Source organism: Stenotrophomonas bentonitica (assembly GCF_002887735.1).
GTDB classification, from domain to species: domain Bacteria; phylum Pseudomonadota; class Gammaproteobacteria; order Xanthomonadales; family Xanthomonadaceae; genus Stenotrophomonas; species Stenotrophomonas bentonitica_A.
The window spans coordinates 23,872-41,790 of record NZ_PKQP01000007.1; the positions used below are offsets into that span (position 1 = coordinate 23,872).

Sequence of the window (17,919 nt, forward strand, 5' to 3'; positions counted from 1 at the left end):
CTAGAGCGGCAGTTCCAGCTGAAGGCGCAGCAGCGGGGATGCCCTGCGCTGGCGCCGCAGCTGCTCGGTACCGTCTTCGCTGACCCGCTCCTGCCCCGTGTGCAGCGCCCGGTGCAGCGCGTTGTTGAGGCTCAGCCGCAGCTTGCTGCCTGCGCGCAGCGACCACAGCGAGTACAGGTCCAACTCGCGCCCATACGCACTGATCTCGAACTGGCCGGGGCTGACCTGCACCGTGCCGCCGGTGCGGTAAGTGTAACTGCCGCCGACCGTCCAGCCGGTGCGGATCTCGTAGTCCGCGCCCAGGGTGCCGCTGAAGCGTACCTGCTCATCAAGACGGTTGTCCGGACCGGGCACATCATCCACGCGCGAATCGTTGGCGGTCGCATTGAAACGCACCGCCACGGCCGGCGCGCCTGCGATCAACTGCGGCAGACGGAATGCCGTATCCATCTCCAGCCCCCAGGTCATCGCGGTGCCGCCGTTGACCGGCGTGGCCACCCAGCGCCCGTCCTGCAGATGCGTTTCAGTGCGGATCACCTCACTGATCCGGCGCGCATAACCGCCGATGCTGAGCTGCGCGCCGTCCTTGCCGTAGGTTTCGTAGGACAGGTCCACGCCGGTCGCCAGTTCGGGCCGCAGCGCCGGGTTGCCGCGTTCGTCGGGGTTGAGCGGGCGGTTGTTGGTCGAGGTGTACGGGCGCGGGATCAGCGAGGCCAGCGTAGGCGATCGATAGGTGCGGGTCAGCGCGACGCGCAGCTGGTCGCCCCGGGTGCCGGGCATTTTCCAGAGTGACTGCAACACCGGTGAGAGCACCTGGTCACGGCGCTGGATGCCGCTGAAGCTGCTGCCGTCACTGCGGGTATCGATCTGTTCCCAGCGTGCGCCGGCATAGAGGGACCAGCGCTCGCTCAGCGAGATGTCATCCTGCACGTACAGCGCCAGGCGACGGATGCGCGCGTCGAAAGCCAGATCGCTGATCGCCACCACGCCGCCCTCGTGGACAGGCAACAGCTGCTGCACGCGTGCTTCATCACGGCGATCTTCGCTGCCCTCCCAGCCGAGCTGCAGCGCATGCCGCCCGCGGGCGGGCAGCGTGTACTTGCCACTGCTGTTCAGATCGCCCACGGTCAACCGCGCGTCGGTGTAGTCCTCCAGGTTCTGTCGCCCATCCGCCGCCTGGCCCTGTTCCCGATAGGTGTAGCGCTCGCGGTTGCCGCCCAGGCGCAGTTTGGTGGTGAACGTGCCGCCCCGTTCGAACGCCCGCGTCCACGTCATGCTGCCATTGGCCTGCGCCACGTCGATGCGCGTGCGTTGTTGATAGCGGGTGGTCTGCAGTGGGGCGCCGAGCGTGGTGGCCCAGTCGATGTCGGTGATGCGGTTGAACCGGCTCGCATCGGCGAAGCCCTGCAGCGCGAAGGTGTCCCCGTTCTCCAGCGTCGCTTCAAGGCTGGGGGCCAGTGAAAGCACATCGCGGTTTCCGCTGGCGCGCAGGGAGGTGTCACGCAGGGTGGTCGGTATTCCCTGCCGATTCCATGCACGCTCGGTACCGGTTTCCTCGACCAGGAACTCGCGGCGCGATGCGGTCGCCGTGATCGCGCTGCTGCGGTGGTCGGCGCGCCGGTTGCGCTGCCAGCTGACCGAGGGCGTGTTCCGGCCATTGCTGTTGCCCCAGGCTACCGACAGCTGCCCGCTGTCCTTTCGCGCGCCTGCGGCCAGCACGATGTTGATCGAGCCGGCGATCGCTTCGGCGCGCTGGTCGGCGGTGGGTGCGCGGATGATCTCCACGCGCTCGACCATCTCCGGCGTGAGCGAGTCCAGGTCGAACCCGGCGGGCGCTTTCTGGCCGTTGAGCAGGATCTGGGTATAGCCCGCACCCAACCCCCGCAGTGACAGCGTGCCGCTGCGGCCGGGCGCACCCGTGCCGACGGTAATGCCGGGCAGGCGTTTGAGCGCATCCACCAGGCCGATGTCGCCGTACTGGCGCAGCGCTTCAGCGCCGACCACGATCCGGGTGGCGGTGTCCTCGCGGCGTGCGTCGTACACGGTGCCCTGCACCTGCACGGTCTCCAGTTCGGTGGGCGGCGGCGCCTGCGGTGCGGGCAGTGACTGTGCAGCGCTGGAGAACGCGGCACACAGCGGGGTCAGGGCAAGTACGGTGCGGAACGTCGGTGACATGGGGCGGTCCGTGCAGGAGGGCAGGGGGCATTTCGCGGGGCAACACGCGCCCCTCCTGTGGCCAGGAAAACGAAATGCAGCGGAGGGGCGGATGTGTGGGGGGAGCGGTCAGCCGGTCATGGCAGATGCGCCTGCGGGTTGACGCGCTCGCCGTTGCGGAGCATTTCCAGGTGCAGGTGCGGACCGGTCACGCGTCCGGTGCTGCCGACGCGGGCGATCTGCTCGCCGGCCTGCACCTGCTGCCCGACCACGACATCGGTGCCCTGCAGGTGCGCATACAGCGTCTGCCAGCCTTGGCCGTGATCGATCACCACCACCGTGCCGTACTGGGGACCGTCCGGGTAGGCAGTCGTGGCCGCGACGACGCGCCCGTCGGCGGGGGCCAGCACGGGCGTGCCGGAGCGTGCACCGAAATCGGTGCCGCGGTGCGGCCGCTGCCGGATGCTGCCGGTGTCGCCGAAGTGACCGGTGACCCGCGGTGTCGCCAGCGGCGCCTGGAAACGTATCTCGCTGGAGCGCTGGCGCAACGGTGGCAATGGCAGGGGCAGTACGGCATGCGTCATCGAGGCCGCAGGCGGCGCATTGCCGGCGGCAGGATCCGGCAGCGGCCGCGCCGTACTCGCCTGCATCACCATCAGCAGACTCCCGACCAGCAGCGCGCTGCCCAGCAGCATCACGCGCCGTGATCGTGCCAGCGGCCGCGCGGCATCGCCATGCAGCATGTGGCGGATGCGGATTTCATGGCCGGCCAGATCGCGGTGGGTCAGTGCCTGGGCAGGCGTGCGGGCGGCGGCGGACAGGCGCAGCGTGCGCACATAGGCGGTGGCGAACTCGCGCCCGCCCTGGGCGTCTTCGGCGAGTGCCCGCGCATCGCAGCGCAGTTCTGCCGCCAGCTGCACGCGTGCGGTGAGGCGGGGCAGGAACGGGTTGAACCACAGCAGGGCGTTGATCACCGCCATCAGACCCGCGCGCTGCGGATCGCGGCGCACCAGGTGCGCTGCTTCATGGCCGAGGATCAGGCTCAACGCACGGTCCTCCAGGTGTGCCAGGGCCGACCGGGGCAGCACGATCATCGGTCGTGGCCAGCGCACTGCGAACGGGCTCACCGGCACTGCGCTGAGGCGACAGACAACGCCGGCCGACATCAGCCGCTGCGCGCAGGCACGGCTGCGCGGTCCCGGCCAGTCTGCGGGCGTGATCGGGGTCGTGGCGCGGCACAGCCGGGCCGTGGCCCGCATGCCGTAGGCCACGCGCAGCAAGGCGACGCCCAGGCCGGCGAAATACAGCGCCGCCAGCAGCATGGCGGTGGAAGGACGTATCCAGGGAGAGGTCGCCGCAACGCCGCCGGCGGTGCCGGCGTCTCCCAGGTCCAACGCGACCGGCAGCGGCATCGTCAGCACGGGCGGCAGCGCGACAAGCGGTGCGGGCACCCACAGCGCCACCAGCGTCGACAGCAGCACGGGCATCACCGCCAGCAACCACAGCCCCAGCCAGTAGCCATAGGCCGCGTGGGACAGGCCCAGGTGGCGGTGGAGGCGTTGGCCGGCAACCCAGGCCAGCCCGCCAGCGGCGAGGGCGCCCGCGGCCTGCACCGCCCAGAATCCCAGCGTCAGGCTCATGCCTGGTCGTCCTTGGCAGGTGCACGCAGCAGCGCGTCGAGCTGCTGCAGCTCCTGTTCGCTGAGCAGGCGGCTGTCGGCGAACGCCTGGGCCGGCAACGCGCCATCGATTTCCAGCACCCGGCGCGCGAAGTCGGTGCTGAGGGCGGCCAGCGTGGCGACCTTGCCGACCCGGGCGCGGTACATGTTCAACCCGTGCTCGACGGTTTCTTCGACCAGTCCCTTGTCGATCATCCGTTCCAGCGTCTTGCGCGTGGAGGAATAGGACCAGTCGAGCGCGGCCACGGCGCCGTTGTGCACTTCGCGCGCGCTGCAGGCGCCCTGGCGCCACAGTGCCTTGAGCAGTTCGAGCTCGGCGTTGGAGGGGGTAGGCAGCGCGGACATGGGAATCCCGGTTTGGCGGAGTGTCGCAAGTGTGCGACATATGTCGCACGGAATGCAACCGCAAGGGCATTGATGCGGATCAATGCCGTCACAGGTGGGGTGCGTACCATCGTGGTGTGCAGCGCGGTGCCAGGAGGGGCCGCGAGCGGTAGGGAAGCCGTGCTGCCGGGCGCCGGGTCATCCGGTGCCTCCCGTGGGTCCATCGAATAAGGAGTGGAGATATGGCTGCCGAGGAAAAGAACGTGCACACCGCGACGGTGATCGACAAGGAGCCCGACGCAACGGGTGGCTACTGGTCCAACCGGCCGGAGAACACGCTGCCGCCGCCGGACATGATGGGCGCCTACATGCGCAACCGCCCGGTGGCACCGGAGGGCGTGGCGACACGCAAGGCGTGGATCATCGGCACGGGCATCGCCGGCCTGGCCGCCGCGTTCTACCTCATCCGCGATGGCGGCATGCCCGCAGGCAACATCACCCTGATCGACAGCCTGGACATCGAAGGCGGCTCGCTCGATGGCGCCGGCGACCCCGAGCAGGGTTATCTCGTTCGCGGCGGGCGCGAAATGAACTGGAACTACGACAACTTCTGGGATCTGTTCCAGGATGTGCCGGCGCTGGAGCTGCCCGCCGGCTACAGCGTACTCGACGAGTACCGGGCGGTGAACGACAACGACCCGAACTACTCCAAGGCCCGGCTGATGCACCAGCAGGGGAAGATCCAGGATTTCTCCACGTTCGGGCTGAGCAAGCCGCAGCAGTGGGAACTGGTCAAGCTCATGCTCAAGCGCAAGGAAGATCTCGACGATGTGACCATCGAGGACTACTTCAGCGACGGCTTCCTGCAGAGCAATTTCTGGTTCTTCTGGCGCTCGATGTTCGCCTTCGAGAACTGGCAGAGTCTGCTGGAGATGAAGCTCTACATGCACCGGTTCCTGGATGCCATCGACGGATTGAACGACATGTCCGCGCTGGTGTTCCCGAAGTACAACCAGTACGAAAGCTTCGTCAAACCGCTGGTGAAGATGCTGCGCGAGCAGGGTGTGCAGGTCACCTTCGGCACCCGGGTATACGACCTGGAGATGCGCGTGGAGGGGGAGACGCGTACCGTCACCGGCCTGCGCTGCCGCGTGAACGGCAACGACACCCTGTTGCCGGTTGCGCAGGGCGATCTGGTGTTCGCGCTGACCGGCTCGATGACCGAGGGCACCGCCTACGGCGACATGGAGACGGTGCCGGTGCTGAAGCGCCCCCGCGAAACACCCGGGCAGGACAGTGACTGGGCGCTGTGGCACAACCTCGCCGCGCAGTCGCCGATCTTCGGCAAGCCGGCGAAATTCCATGGCGATATCGACCGCTCGATGTGGGAGTCGGCCACGCTGACCTGCCGGCCCTCGCCGCTGGTGGACAAGATCAAGGCGCTCTCGGTCAACGACCCATACTCGGGCAGGACCGTGACCGGCGGTGTGATCACCTTCACCGACTCCAACTGGGTGCTGAGCTTCACCGTTAACCGGCAGCCGCACTTCGTCGATCAGCCCAGGGACGTGCTGGTGGTGTGGGTGTATGCGCTGCTGATGGACCAGAACGGCAACCACGTGGCCAAGCCGATGCCGGCCTGTACCGGCCGCGAGATCCTGGCCGAGCTGTGCTACCACCTGGGCATCGTCGACCAGCTTGACGAGATCGCTGCCAACACCAAGGTGCGCACCGCGCTGATGCCGTACATCACCGCGCAGTTCATGCCGCGCGCTGCCGGTGATCGCCCACACGTCGTGCCCAGGGGCTGCACCAACCTGGGCCTGCTCGGCCAGTTCGTGGAGACCCGCAACGATGTGGTGTTCACCATGGAAAGCTCGGTGCGTACCGCGCGCGTGGCGGTGTATACGCTGCTGGACCTGCCCAAGCAGGTGCCGGACCTGAGCCCGACCCAGTACGACATCCGCAACCTGGTCAAAGCCGCGCGTGCGCTCAACAACAACGAGCCCTTCCCCGGTGAGCGGCTGCTCCGGCGCGTGCTGGACAAGACCTACTTCGCGCACATCCTGCCGCCGCTGCCGGACACAGAACGCAGCCGTAGTGGTTTCGTCGAAGAGGAAGTGTCCTGGCTGGTCGGCAAGGGCAGCAGCGCGCTGAAGGATCTCTCCACGCGGCTGGAAACGCTGCGGGAGGCTCTGTCCAAGCGCGGGAAGTAGGCCGGTTCCGGTGCCGCGGTGACCGGGGATCACCGCGGCCCCCTCTCCATGCGGAGGGGGATCGGCGATACTGCAGGCTGATCGCCTGCTGTGATGCACGGACCCGCCCCACATGCCTTTTGATGCGACACCGCCTGCGGCCGAACGCCAGGATGTCACCCGCCTGCTGCGCCGCTGGAGCGAGCAGCAGGACATCGCCGCCCGCGATCAGCTGCTTGCACTGCTGTATACGCAGCTGCGTGGCATGGCCGTGGCGCGCCTGGGCACGTCCCAGGATGGCGTGCTGCAGCCGACGGTGCTGGTGCACGAAGCACTGATGCGGATGATTGATGGCGAGGTCGGCTACCGCGACCGTGTCCACTTTCTTTCCCTGGCGGCCCTGAAGATGCGCAGCGTCCTGGTCGACCACGCGCGCGCGATGGCGGCCTCCAAACGCGGCGGTGGCGTGGTCAACCTGACCCTGTCCCATGTCGATCGGGAAGCCAGCACGGACCATGACGCCTTGGAGGTGTTGGCGCTCAATCGCGCGCTGGAAGCACTCGCCCGACTGGATGAACGTGCCGCCCGTACGGTGGAATGGATGTATTTCGGCGGGATGGGCCGCGAAGAGATCGCCCTGGCGCTGGATGTCTCGGTACCCACGGTCGATCGCGACCTGCGGTTCGCCAAGGCGTGGTTGAACCGCCACCTGGCCGGACCGGCCACGCGCGCATGAGTGAGGCCGGTCGCTGGCAGAGCGTGCGCGGGCTGTTCGACGCGGTCTGTGACCTGCCCGAGGCGCGTTGGCATCCGGCCCTGCATGAGCTCTGTGACGACCCGGCCACGATCGACGAAACCCTGCAACTGCTGCGTGCGCAGACGGCAGACCTGGGCGGTATCGAGCAGGCGCTGGCGGCGGTGATGGCCGCGATGGACGATCCGGCCGCACTGGTCGGGCAGCGGCTGGGGCCGTGGCGGTTGAGCCGCCTGCTCGCCGTTGGCGGGATGGGCGTGGTATTCGTGGCCGAGCGCGCCGATGCGCTGTACCGGCGCGAAGTGGCGATCAAGCTGATGCGCCGCACCTACGATCCGCTGTTGGCCACCCGGCTGGCCAGTGAAAGCCAGATCCTGGCCGATCTGCAGCATCCGCATATCGCCCGGCTCTACGACGTTGGCGTGGCCGAGGGCGGGCAGCCTTTTCTGGTGATGGAATACGTACCGGGCGAGCCGCTGGACCGGGCCTGCGGCACGCTGGACCTGGCCGCCCGCCTGCGGCTGTTCGTGCAGATCTGCCGCGCGGTGCAGGCCGCGCATTCGCAGTCGGTGGTGCATTGCGACCTCAAGCCCGGCAATGTGCTGGTGCGGGCCGACGGCCAGCCGGTGTTGCTGGATTTCGGCATCGCGCATCTGCTGGGTGACGCCGAAGATACCGCGCCATTCCTTACTCCGGCCTATGCCAGCCCCGAGCGGCTGGCGGGGCGCCCGGCCAGCGTGGTGGGCGATGTCTACAGTCTTGGCGTGATGCTGGAGCAGCTGCTGCAGCCCACATCGCCACCGGTGCGCAGGGTGCCTGCCGACCTGCTTGCGGTGGCCAGCAAGGCCCGTGCCACGGATCCGGCCGAACGTTATGCCTCCGCCGAAGCGCTGGCCGAGGATGTTGAACGGCATCTGGCCCATCGGCCGGTGCGTGCGCGGCGGCCAGGCCGCTGGCATCGCGCGCGCCTGCTGCTGCGGCGGCAATGGCGCGCCAGTGTGATCGTCGCGCTGGTGGCGGTGATGGTGCTGGCCTTCGTGCTGCGGCTGAGCGAGGCGCGCCACCAGGCCGAACAGAATGCGGCCGCCGCAGCAGGCATCGCCGATGTGCTGGTGGCCGCGTTCGACGCAGCCGATCCGGGCCTGCGCAACGGCACGCCGATGACCGCGCGCGAGGTTCTCGATCTGGGTGCACGCCGGCTCGCGCATGACCGTACCGTGTCGCCGGCGCTGCGCGCACGCATGCAGGCCGCGCTGGGGCGCGCCTACCAGAATCTTGGTCAACCCCTCGATGCGCAGACCCTGCTGCGCGACAGTGTCGATGGCCTGGTGCGCACCGGCGCCGCGCCGCACGAGATCGCCGACGCGCGCGCCAGCCTGGCTGTGCAGCTGCTCAGCGCGGGGCAGGAAAAGGAGGCGCTGGCCAGTGCCGGGCACGCACTGGCGCTGCTGGAGCAGGACGATGATCCGGTGGTACGACTGAAGGCCTTGAACGCCCGCGGCCTGGCCCAGGCGCGGCTGGAGCAGCCGACTGCCGCAGAGCAGTCCTTCCGCGCCGCACTGGCGTTGAGCCGGGGCGGCAACCGTGCACCGCTGCAGCGCGGCGCCCTGGCCACGATGGCCAACCTGGGCGATCTGTACCGCAGCCAGGGCGAGCTGGACAAGGCCGAAGCGATCCTGCGCCAGGCCATGGCCGAGGCATCCCGCGAACAGGGTGTGCAGGGGGCGGAGTACCAGCGGGTCCTCCGCGCGCTGTCCTCGACCCTGCTCAACCAGGGTCGTATCGATGAAGCGCTGGCACTGGCCGAGCGCGGCTTCGCGCTGACCCGGCAGATGTTCGGCGCAGGCAGCAGCTACACCGCCTCGGCCGAAGCCGCGCTGGCGGGCCAGTACCTGGACCTGGGCCGTTACCAGGCCGCAGATCAGCACTTTCGCAACAGCCTGCAGACCAGCGCCGCCGTGGATGGCGTGGACAGCCGCGCCTACGCGGTCAAGCAGTACGCGCATGGGCTGATGGAGGAAGCGCGCGGCGACTATGCGCGGGCCGAGCAGAACTACCGCGCCGCGCTGGCGCGCTATCGGGCGCTGCTCGGGCCCGGGCACGCCGACACACTCGACGTGGAGATGGTGCTGGCCCGGTTGCTGTTGCGCACCGATCGCACGGCCGAGGCGCAGGCACCGCTGCAGCAGGTGGCCGCCCTGTGGCGACGCGAGCTGCCGCCCGAGTCGCCTCAGCTGCTGGTACTGCGCCTGGTCGAGATCGAATGGCTGACCCGTGCCGGGCAACTGGCCGAGGCCGCCCGTGCCCTTGCCGCATTCGGCCAGGACCATCCCAGCCTGCCACCGTGGCTGCAACTGCGCCTGCAGATGCAGCAGGCGCTGCTGGCCCAGCGCCGTGGCGATCCTGCGGCGGTACCCCTGTCGGCGCAACTCGTCGAGACGTTCACCGGCTTCTACGGCGCCGATTCCACGGCCACCGCCAAATGGCGCATCCCGCTGGCCGAGGCCATGTACGCCAACGGCGATGCCGCCGGGGCCCGCGCCCAGATCGCCCGGGCCCGGCCGCACCTGCAGGAACTGGCGCCGACGTCGGAGTTCCTTGGCCGCATCACCGTGCTGGAACAACGCCTCGACGGCGGCCATGCGCAGGATCTGGCCGGGACGCGATAGGTTTGTGATGGTTTTCACGGTTTATCGATCAGGAGGCCGATTCCGGGCCTCGTTGATCGAAGGGAAGCCATGTCAGACCATCTCCATCCCGATGCCAGCCGCACTGCCGCGCCTCCGCCGGCAGCCCCGGCCGACGCCATGGACCTCCATGACGCCGAGCTGGACATCACGCAGGCACGCGGCCCGTTCCGTGCGTTCCGCAAGGCCTATGGCAAAGCGCGCGACTGGCATTGTTCGCGGGGGCGCGCCGCGGTGGTCGCGCTTCGCTTCGCCCTGACCGGCGACAGCGGCCGCTTCCGCAGCCACGGTGGCTGGATGGTCTCGCGCATCTACAAGCCGCGCTGACGCGGACGGGCTGACCGGCAGGCAACGCCCGGTCAGTCGCTCTCGCCCATCCTGCCTTCGGCCAGCGGCACCCGCGAGCCATCGAGCAGGCCGCGGCTCAGCGCGCCGTTCTCGATGAACAGCAGTTCGCCGTTCTCACCGTTCTTGATGCTGCTGTCGATGGCGATGATGCGGTCGCCGTGGAAGCTGCTCACATGCGGCATCGAGGTGTGGCCGACCACGATGCGGGTGAGATCGAGCTGTTTGAGCAGGGCCGCGACCTGGGCGGTGTCCATTCGGCCATCGAAGTAGCCGCGGTACCAGATCGGGCTGGTCTTGCCATCGAACAGGCGAGCGGTGTCCGGTGCAGCCTTGACCTGCTCCTTCGGCAGACCGACCGCCGCCTGGTAGCCGGCATTGGTGGCCTCCATGGTGCGCACCAGGTCCAGGTTCTCCGGGGCGATGCCGCCGTGCAGGAACAGGGTATCGCCGATGCGCAGCAGCACCGGGCGGGTACGCAGCCACTGGCCGATGGTCGAATCCGGCCCATACAGCGCGGGATAGGAACGGCCCAGCAGCTGCGCGCTCTTGAGGTACTTCGGATTGACATAGCGCAGGTCGTTGTAGAGCACCATCGTCTCGTGGTTGCCGAGCACGAAGTGCACCGCACCGCCGGCCGCTGCGGCCTGCTGCTGCAAGCTGTACAGCAGCCAGAACGCCTCGGTTACCTGCGGGCCGCGATCGAAGACATCCCCGGCCACCACCAGCGTGGCATCACCCAGCGACCAGCGGTCGTCGTTGTCGATCACGTGATGGGCCCGCAGCAGTTTCACCAGCAGGCCGTACTGGCCATGGATGTCCGACAGCGCGACGATCCGCGGCGTGGCCGGGAAGCGCGCGACCTCCGCCGTGCGCGGTGGCAGCACGCTCAGCGGGTGCGGATAGCCGCATTCGGGCGCGACCATCGTGGCCTGTTCGCCCGCCGGCAGCTCGCGGCGGATCACATGGTCCTTGCACACCCAGGCTGCCTCCAGCCCCGTGGCGGTACGGAACACATAGGGACCATCGGCATCGACGTGCTCGGCTGGCGCCGCCACCTCGCGTGCGGTGGCCAGCATCGGCGTGATCAGCAGCGCCGACTGGAGCAGCAGCAGAGCAGGGCGGGTCAGGGCGCGGCGGATCGACATCGGGAGGTTCCTGTAGCGGACGGCAGTACCGCGATGCTACGCCGCACCGGGCACTGCAGACATGCGCCATTGGTCAGCCACTGTTGCCGCAACAGGCGGATGAGGGGGCGGCATCCGCCCCGGCGGGATCACCCGCGCTGCAGGGCCTGCCGGCCCGGGGCGTCGGGCAGTGCGTCGGTAGCCACTACCACCTGGTCACGGCCCCGCTTCTTGGCCTGGTACATCGCTGCATCGGCGCGTGCCATCAGCCGCTCGTAATCGGGGTGGCCATCGTGTGCGGCCACGCCGATGCTGGTGGTCAACGACAATTTGTGGCCGTTGGCCAGCTGCACCGGGCTCTGCGCGATGTGCTTGCGCAGGTTCTCGGCGATCACCTCGGCCTGCGCGGCAGTCGCGGCGACCAGCACCACCACGAACTCCTCCCCGCCATAACGGAACAGGTAGTCGCTGCCGCGGGTGAGCTGGCCGAGCAGGGCGGCCACGTGCTGCAGGGCGCGGTCGCCCCCATCGTGTCCGTGCGCGTCGTTGATCGCCTTGAAGTGATCCAGATCCAGCAGCAACACCGAGAACGGTGTCTGCGTGGAATTGGCCAGTTCGATCTCCCGGCGCAGCACGGTTGGCAGGAAGCGGCGGTTGAGCAGGTTGGTCAGTGCATCGCTGCCGGCATCGAGCTCACCGATCCGTTCGAACAACATGCCCATCAGCGTGCGGATCTGCGCCAGCCGCTCGCGGATCCCCTGCAATGCGCCGAAGCGCGCCGCGAAATCAGCATGCGCCAAGGCTTCCTGCAGCTGTGTATCGACCGCGGCCACCAGCGCGCCGACCTGGCCGGTTTCGCTGCTTTCGCCGAAGCTGGGAATGCCCTTGTGGGTAAACCACAGGCCGAACTCGGACTGGGCCAGCCCGGTGAGCTCGGCCTCGGCATTCTGGCTGGCCATCGCATAGAGCAGGGCGTTTTCCCAATCCAGCAGCAGGGCACGCTGCCGTTCGCGCTCGGTGCTGACGTTCTGCACCAGCGAGAACAGGCGGTAAGCCGCATCCGTCCGCGAGGAACGCTCGCGTGCATGCGTATACGCCAGCGTCATGCCTTCCAGCGCGATGTCCATCGAGGCGCTGAGGCAGTGGATCGCCGCGAAGGCGGTCGCACTTTCGTCGGCCTGCGCGATGATGCGGTCGAACAGGCGATGCTTGAGCACACGCGCACCGCGGGCCACGAGGTCCACCGGAATGCCCACGCGGGCATGCACGTCACCGATCACGCGCTGGGCGGCGACCAGCGCGTTGATGCTGTCCGGGGTAGCGGTGAGAATCTGCTGCAGCCAGCGCTGCATCGCCGGTTTCAGGCGCAGCCGCACCTGGTCGTGCGAGAGGAAGCGGCTGGCGCGCGGGTCTTCGAGCAGCACGTCGTAGAAATGGTGGGCCAGCCCGGGCGGGCTCGCCGCCGACAGGCCAGCCAGCAGCGTCGCCGCCGCCGCCGGCGTCCGCGCCAGCGTATCGGCCCAGGCCAGCGCCAGCGGTTGGCTGGCCTCATCAAGATTTGGAACGTTATGCACGATTGTCTTCCCGCCACACAGGCCGTCGAGAGGTAGCGGCCGGGCGCTGTTGTTATTGAATTGCAAACTGAACGCTGCGGTAAGTGTAATAGTCTCCGCGCGAGGCGCTGCTTAACCTGCCGGCATTGTCCAGGAGAGCTTCCATGGGTCACGACCACGACCATCTGCCCAGCGAGATCCGCCACGAGAAGCCGCTGTGGTGGGCGCTGGGCCTGACCACCACCTTCCTGCTGGTGGAGGTGGCCGGCGCGTTCTGGACCAACAGCCTGGCCCTGCTGTCCGATGCCGCGCACATGGCCACCGACACCCTCGCGCTGATGATCGCGCTGGTCGCGGTCCGGCTCAGCCGACGCCCGCCCGATGCCAAGCGCACCTATGGCTATGCGCGGCTGGAGGCCATCGGCGCGATGATCAACGGCGGCATGCTGTTCGTGGTCGCTGGCTACATTCTCTGGGAGGCGGTGCAGCGTTTCCGCGCGCCGCAGGAGATCGCCTCCACCGGCATGCTGGTGATCGCGGTGTTCGGGCTGGTCATCAACCTGATTTCGATGCGCCTGCTGCGTGCTGGCAGCGGCGAGAGCCTCAACGTCAAGGGGGCGTACCTGGAAGTCTGGGCGGACATGCTGGGCTCGGTCGCAGTGATTCTCGGCGCGCTGCTCATCCGCTGGACCGGCTGGAAACCGATCGATCCGATCCTCGCCGTGCTGATCGGCCTGTGGGTGCTACCGCGCACCTGGGTGTTGATGCGCGAGGCGATCAACGTGCTGCTCGAGGGCGTGCCCAAGGGCATGGATGTCGCTGAGGTGCGCAGCACGCTGTGTACGCACGATGGGGTGGTGGATGTGCACGACCTGCACGTCTGGGCGCTGGCCTCCAGTACCCCGGCACTGACCGCGCATGTGGTGATGGGGGCCGGTGTGGATGCGGACCGTCTGCGCCGCGAGCTGGGCACCCGGCTGCACGAGCAGCACGGCATCGACCACGTGACCCTGCAGATCGAGACGGACCACTGCGGCGACCCTTGCAGCGTCGGCACCCCGCGTGACCCGCATGCCGATGACCATGCCGGCCATGACCACGCCACGCACGATCATGCCGGCCATGCACACGGCAGCCACGCACACGGCGGCGACGACAGCCGCCGCGCCGCACCGGACGCGCAGGGCCACCACGGGCATCCGCATCCATGAGCGCCACGGGCGGCCCGACGGCGGACGGGCAGGGCAGGGTTGCCGCTACAATGCGGGTCTGCCTTGCCATCTGTCGGAGATACTGCAGTGACCCGGAAACTCGTACTGTTGCGCCACGGCCAGAGCCAGTGGAACCTGGACAACCGCTTCACCGGCTGGGTGGACGTGGAACTGACTGAACAGGGCCGCCGCGAGGCTGCCGCCGCCGGCCGCCTGATGCGTGAAGAAGGCCTGCAGTTCGATGTCGCGCACACCTCGGTGCTCAAGCGCGCCATCCACACCCTGCAGGGCGCCCTGGCCGAGCTGGACCAGGACTGGCTGCCGGTCAGCAAGAGCTGGCGCTTGAACGAGCGTCATTACGGCGGGCTGCAGGGCCTGGACAAGGCCGAGACCGCGGCCAAGCACGGCGAGGACCAGGTCAAGATCTGGCGCCGTTCCTATGACATCCCGCCGCCGGCGATGGACATCGAAGACCCGGGTCACCCGATCCATGACCGTCGTTATGCCGGCCTGGACCGCAACGCACTGCCGGGCACCGAATCGCTGGCCACCACGCTGGACCGCGTGCTGCCGTACTGGTTCGATTCCATCGCCCCGCAGCTGAAGGATGGCAAGACCGTACTGGTCACCGCCCACGGCAATTCGCTGCGCGCGCTGTACAAGTACCTCAACAACGTCTCGCAGGAAGCCATCCTGGAGCTCAACATCCCGACCGGCATCCCGCTGCTGTTCGAACTCAACGACGACCTGACCGTGCAGTCGTTCCGCTACCTGGGCGACCCGGAAGCGGCGCGCAAGGCCGCTGAGGCCGTGGCGAACCAGGGCAAGGCGAAATAACAACGAAAGGCCGGCGCAAGCCGGCCTTTTCTTTACCCCCGCGGGCAGGGCCACCCCATGGGGGGCTGCACGCAACGCCGGCTTCCTGCAGCCACCCATGGGGTGGCTGCCGCTGCGCGATGGTGTGACCTTTGGCCGGTCCGCCCCGGCCCCTCCCGCGCTACGCTGCCCGATTGCCCGTGATCCGGGTGATGCATCCATCTGTAGCCGGAGAGTCGAATGAAGTTTTCCAAGCTGGTCCCGCTGGGCCTGACCGCCGCCATCGCCGTGTCGCTGGCGTCCTGTGGCAAGACCGATACCGCGCCTGCCGCCACTGCCGATGCCAAGCCGGTATTCGATCAGTCGCAGATCAAGACCGCGCTGATCTCGCTCAACAATGCCGATCTGGACACCGCCATCGCCGCCTGTACCGACCTCAACGGGTTCGTGAACAGCAAGTGGCTCAAGGCCAACCCGGTCCCGAACGACCAGACCACCTGGGGCAGCTTCGAAATCCTGCGCGAGCGCTCGCTGGAAGTGCAGCACGCGCTGGTCCAGCAGGCCGCCGCCAGCCAGGCCAAGGCCGGCACGGTGGAAGCCAAGATCGGTGACATCTGGAAGACCGGTTCGGACGAGGCCAAGATCGAGGCCGCCGGCATCACCCCGTTGCAGCCGCAGCTGGACAAGATCGCCGCGCTGAACGACACCGCCGCCATCACCCAGTACCTGCGCGACAGCCAGGCGGTGGGCCAGGGCGTGCTGTTCTCGCTGTTCGCCAACGCCGATTACAAGGACTCGGCCAACGTCATCGCCTATGTCGGCCAGGGCGGCCTCGGCCTGCCGGAGAAGGGCTATTACTTCGACGATTCGCAGGCCAAGATCCGCGATGCGTACGTTGCCTACATCGCCCAGGTGCTGACCCTGTCCGGCGTCGATGCCGAGCAGGCCAAGACCCAGGCCAAGGCCGTGATGGACTTCGAGACGCGCCTGGCCAAGGCCTCGATGTCGCGCATCGAAATGCGTGACCCCGCCAAGCGCTACAACCCGGTCAGCGCCGCGGACGCGGACAAGCTCACTCCGAACTTCAGCTGGACCGCGCTGTTCGACACCCTGAAGGTGCCGGCCGCGCAGAAGTTCTCGATGGCCCAGCCGGGCTTCTTCGGGGAAGTGGACAAGATGCTGGCCGACGTGCCGGCGGCCACCTGGCAGGCCTACCTGCGCTTCCACACCATCGATGACGCTGCGCCGTACCTGAGCAGCGCCTTCGAAAAGGCCAACTTCGATTTCTACAGCACCACCCTGCGTGGCCAGAAGGAAATGCAGCCGCGCTGGAAGCGCGTGCTGGAGTCGGTCAACGGCGCCATCGGCGAAGGCCTGGGCCAGATGTATGTCGACGCCGTGTTCCCGGCCGACTCCAAGGTGCAGATGCAGCACCTGGTGGAGAACCTCTCGGTGGCGCTGAAGGCGCGCCTGGAGAAGCTGGAGTGGATGAGCGAAGACACCCGCAGGAAGGCGCTGGAGAAGTGGGCCAGCTTCACCCCGAAGATCGGCTACCCGGACAAGTGGCGTGACTGGTCGGGCCTGGAAACCAACGGCGACAGCTACCTGGGCAACATGCAGGCCGCGCGCACGTTCAACTACCGCTACATGCTCAACAAGATCGGCAAGCCGGTGGACAAGACCGAGTGGGGCATGACCCCGCAGACCGTCAACGCCTACTACAACGCCACCAAGAACGAGATCGTGTTCCCGGCGGCGATCCTGCAGGCGCCGTTCTTCGACGCCAAGGCCGATCCGGCGCTGAACTACGGCGGCATCGGCGCGGTCATCGGCCACGAGATGATGCACGGCTACGACGATTCGGGCAGCCAGTTCGCCGCCAACGGCAACTTCGACAACTGGTGGACCGACAGCGACCGTGCCGCCTTCACCCAGCGCACCGACCAGTTGGTCGCACAGTTCGACGGCTATGAGTCGCTGCCGGGCGTGAACGTGAAGGGCAAGCTGACCCTGGGCGAGAACATCGGCGACCTGGGTGGCCTGACCGTGGCGTACGACGCGCTGCAGATGGCGCTGAAGGAAGACCCGAAGGCCAACGTCGAGGTCGACGGCTATTCGCAGGACCAGCGCTTCTTCATGAACTGGGCCACCGTGTGGCGCCGCAGCTTCAATGAAGGCGAGCTGCGCGTACGCCTGAACACCGATCCGCACGCCCCGGCCAACTTCCGTGCCAACGGTGCGCCGTCGAACATGCCGGCGTACGCGCAGGCGTTCGAGTGCAAGGCCGGCGATGCGATGGTGCGGGCCGACGACAAGCGCGTTGTGATCTGGTGATCGCACGCGGTTGAGTGACATGAAAAACCCGGCGAAAGCCGGGTTTTTCTTTTCTCGCACGCTCGCGCCAAACCCAGGCCGACACTACGTAGTGGCGGCCATCATCCGGGTGAACAGCCCGAACACTTCCGGGTCGATCAGGCCGCCCTGCTGGTCGGCAAGAATGCCCATCGCCTTGGCATGCGGCATCGGCCCGCGGTACGGGCGGGCGCTGGTCATCGCGTCGTAGCCATCGACGATGGTCAGCACGCGTGCACCCAGCGGGATCGCGCTGCCTTTGAGCCCATCCGGATACCCGCCGCCATCGAAGGCCTCGTGGTGTGCGCGGATCAGCCGCGCCACCTCGGCCGCGTCGCTGCGCCCGGTCGCGGCGAAGATGCGTTCACCGCGCTCGGGGTGGGTGCGCATGATCGCGCGCTGTTCGTCATCCAGCCGGGCCGGGTGCAGCAGCACATTGTCCGGAATGCCGATCTTGCCGATGTCGTGGAAGCGCGCAGCCAGGGCCAGGTGTGCGCGCTGCGCGTCATCCAGATCGCACAGGCGGCCGAGCTGCTCGCCGAGCAGGCCGACGCGGTCGCAATGGAATCGGGTGTACTGGTCGCGCATCTGCAGTGACATCGACAGGGCATCGATGGAACACGCCTGCGGATGGGCAGCGTCGAACCGGGGGGAGTCGAACATGGGGGCGTCCGGTGGTGGGCGGCCGGAAGACCGCCATCCTGGCAGGACGGCATGCCGCCC

13 protein-coding genes are annotated in these 17,919 nt (G+C 68.0%); 7 read left to right on the forward strand and 6 right to left on the reverse strand.

All coding sequences use genetic code 11. The features are described 5' to 3' along the window. From C0R07_RS13555 to C0R07_RS13565, 3 genes are all read right to left on the reverse strand, one after another. On the reverse strand, positions 1-2,175 hold the full coding sequence (locus C0R07_RS13555) for a TonB-dependent receptor plug domain-containing protein (RefSeq protein WP_102789152.1): 2,175 nt from the start codon (positions 2,173-2,175) through the stop codon (positions 1-3). A gap of 116 nt (positions 2,176-2,291) precedes the next feature. After that, positions 2,292-3,794, reverse strand: a complete 1,503-nt coding sequence (locus tag C0R07_RS13560) for a M23/M56 family metallopeptidase (RefSeq protein ID WP_102789153.1) — start codon at positions 3,792-3,794, stop codon at positions 2,292-2,294. After that, positions 3,791-4,177, reverse strand: a complete 387-nt coding sequence (locus C0R07_RS13565; RefSeq protein WP_102789154.1) for a BlaI/MecI/CopY family transcriptional regulator — start codon at positions 4,175-4,177, stop codon at positions 3,791-3,793. Before C0R07_RS13565 ends, C0R07_RS13560 begins: the two co-directional genes overlap by 4 nt. Before the next feature lie 221 nt (positions 4,178-4,398). Here C0R07_RS13565 and C0R07_RS13570 point away from each other — a divergent pair, with 221 nt between their 5' ends. The 4 genes from C0R07_RS13570 to C0R07_RS13585 all read left to right on the forward strand — a co-directional run bounded on the left by C0R07_RS13570 (position 4,399) and on the right by C0R07_RS13585 (position 10,119). Further along, positions 4,399-6,372, forward strand: a complete 1,974-nt coding sequence (locus C0R07_RS13570) for an oleate hydratase (protein WP_102789155.1) — start codon at positions 4,399-4,401, stop codon at positions 6,370-6,372. A 112-nt stretch (positions 6,373-6,484) separates the two neighbouring features. After that, positions 6,485-7,087 (forward strand): ECF-type sigma factor, encoded by a 603-nt coding sequence (locus C0R07_RS13575; protein WP_102789156.1) that lies wholly within the window; start codon positions 6,485-6,487, stop codon positions 7,085-7,087. After that, positions 7,084-9,774, forward strand: a complete 2,691-nt coding sequence (locus C0R07_RS13580) for a serine/threonine-protein kinase (RefSeq protein ID WP_102789157.1) — start codon at positions 7,084-7,086, stop codon at positions 9,772-9,774. The genes C0R07_RS13575 and C0R07_RS13580 overlap by 4 nt, the downstream gene beginning before the upstream one ends. 69 nt (positions 9,775-9,843) lie before the next feature. Then, complete coding sequence (locus C0R07_RS13585; RefSeq protein ID WP_046272084.1) at positions 9,844-10,119, forward strand: hypothetical protein; 276 nt, start codon at positions 9,844-9,846, stop codon at positions 10,117-10,119. A 32-nt stretch (positions 10,120-10,151) separates the two neighbouring features. On the opposite strand, the gene C0R07_RS13590 is transcribed toward C0R07_RS13585, so the two are convergent. Continuing rightward, complete coding sequence (locus C0R07_RS13590) at positions 10,152-11,285, reverse strand: metallophosphoesterase (RefSeq protein WP_102789158.1); 1,134 nt, start codon at positions 11,283-11,285, stop codon at positions 10,152-10,154. A 128-nt stretch (positions 11,286-11,413) separates the two neighbouring features. Continuing rightward, on the reverse strand, positions 11,414-12,838 hold the full coding sequence (locus tag C0R07_RS13595) for a diguanylate cyclase (protein WP_102789159.1): 1,425 nt from the start codon (positions 12,836-12,838) through the stop codon (positions 11,414-11,416). 143 nt (positions 12,839-12,981) lie between these two features. Between C0R07_RS13595 and C0R07_RS13600 the strand changes: the two genes are divergently transcribed. The 3 genes from C0R07_RS13600 (at position 12,982) to C0R07_RS13610 (ending at position 17,178) form a co-directional block, all read left to right on the forward strand. Then, positions 12,982-14,028 carry a cation diffusion facilitator family transporter gene (locus C0R07_RS13600; RefSeq protein WP_070473352.1) on the forward strand — a complete coding sequence of 349 codons (1,047 nt, stop codon included), beginning with the start codon at positions 12,982-12,984 and terminating at the stop codon, positions 14,026-14,028. Between the two features lie 87 nt (positions 14,029-14,115). After that, a complete protein-coding gene (gene gpmA, locus C0R07_RS13605) occupies positions 14,116-14,865 on the forward strand; it encodes a 2,3-diphosphoglycerate-dependent phosphoglycerate mutase (RefSeq protein WP_070426899.1) in 750 nt (249 codons plus the stop codon). A gap of 219 nt (positions 14,866-15,084) precedes the next feature. Then, positions 15,085-17,178: a M13 family metallopeptidase gene (locus C0R07_RS13610; RefSeq protein WP_102789160.1), complete on the forward strand. Its 2,094-nt coding sequence runs from the start codon at positions 15,085-15,087 to the stop codon at positions 17,176-17,178. An 84-nt stretch (positions 17,179-17,262) separates the two neighbouring features. Here C0R07_RS13610 and C0R07_RS13615 read toward each other — a convergent pair whose 3' ends face one another. Next, positions 17,263-17,859, reverse strand: a complete 597-nt coding sequence (locus C0R07_RS13615; RefSeq protein ID WP_019184460.1) for an HD-GYP domain-containing protein — start codon at positions 17,857-17,859, stop codon at positions 17,263-17,265. Between the last annotated feature and the right edge of the window lie 60 nt (positions 17,860-17,919).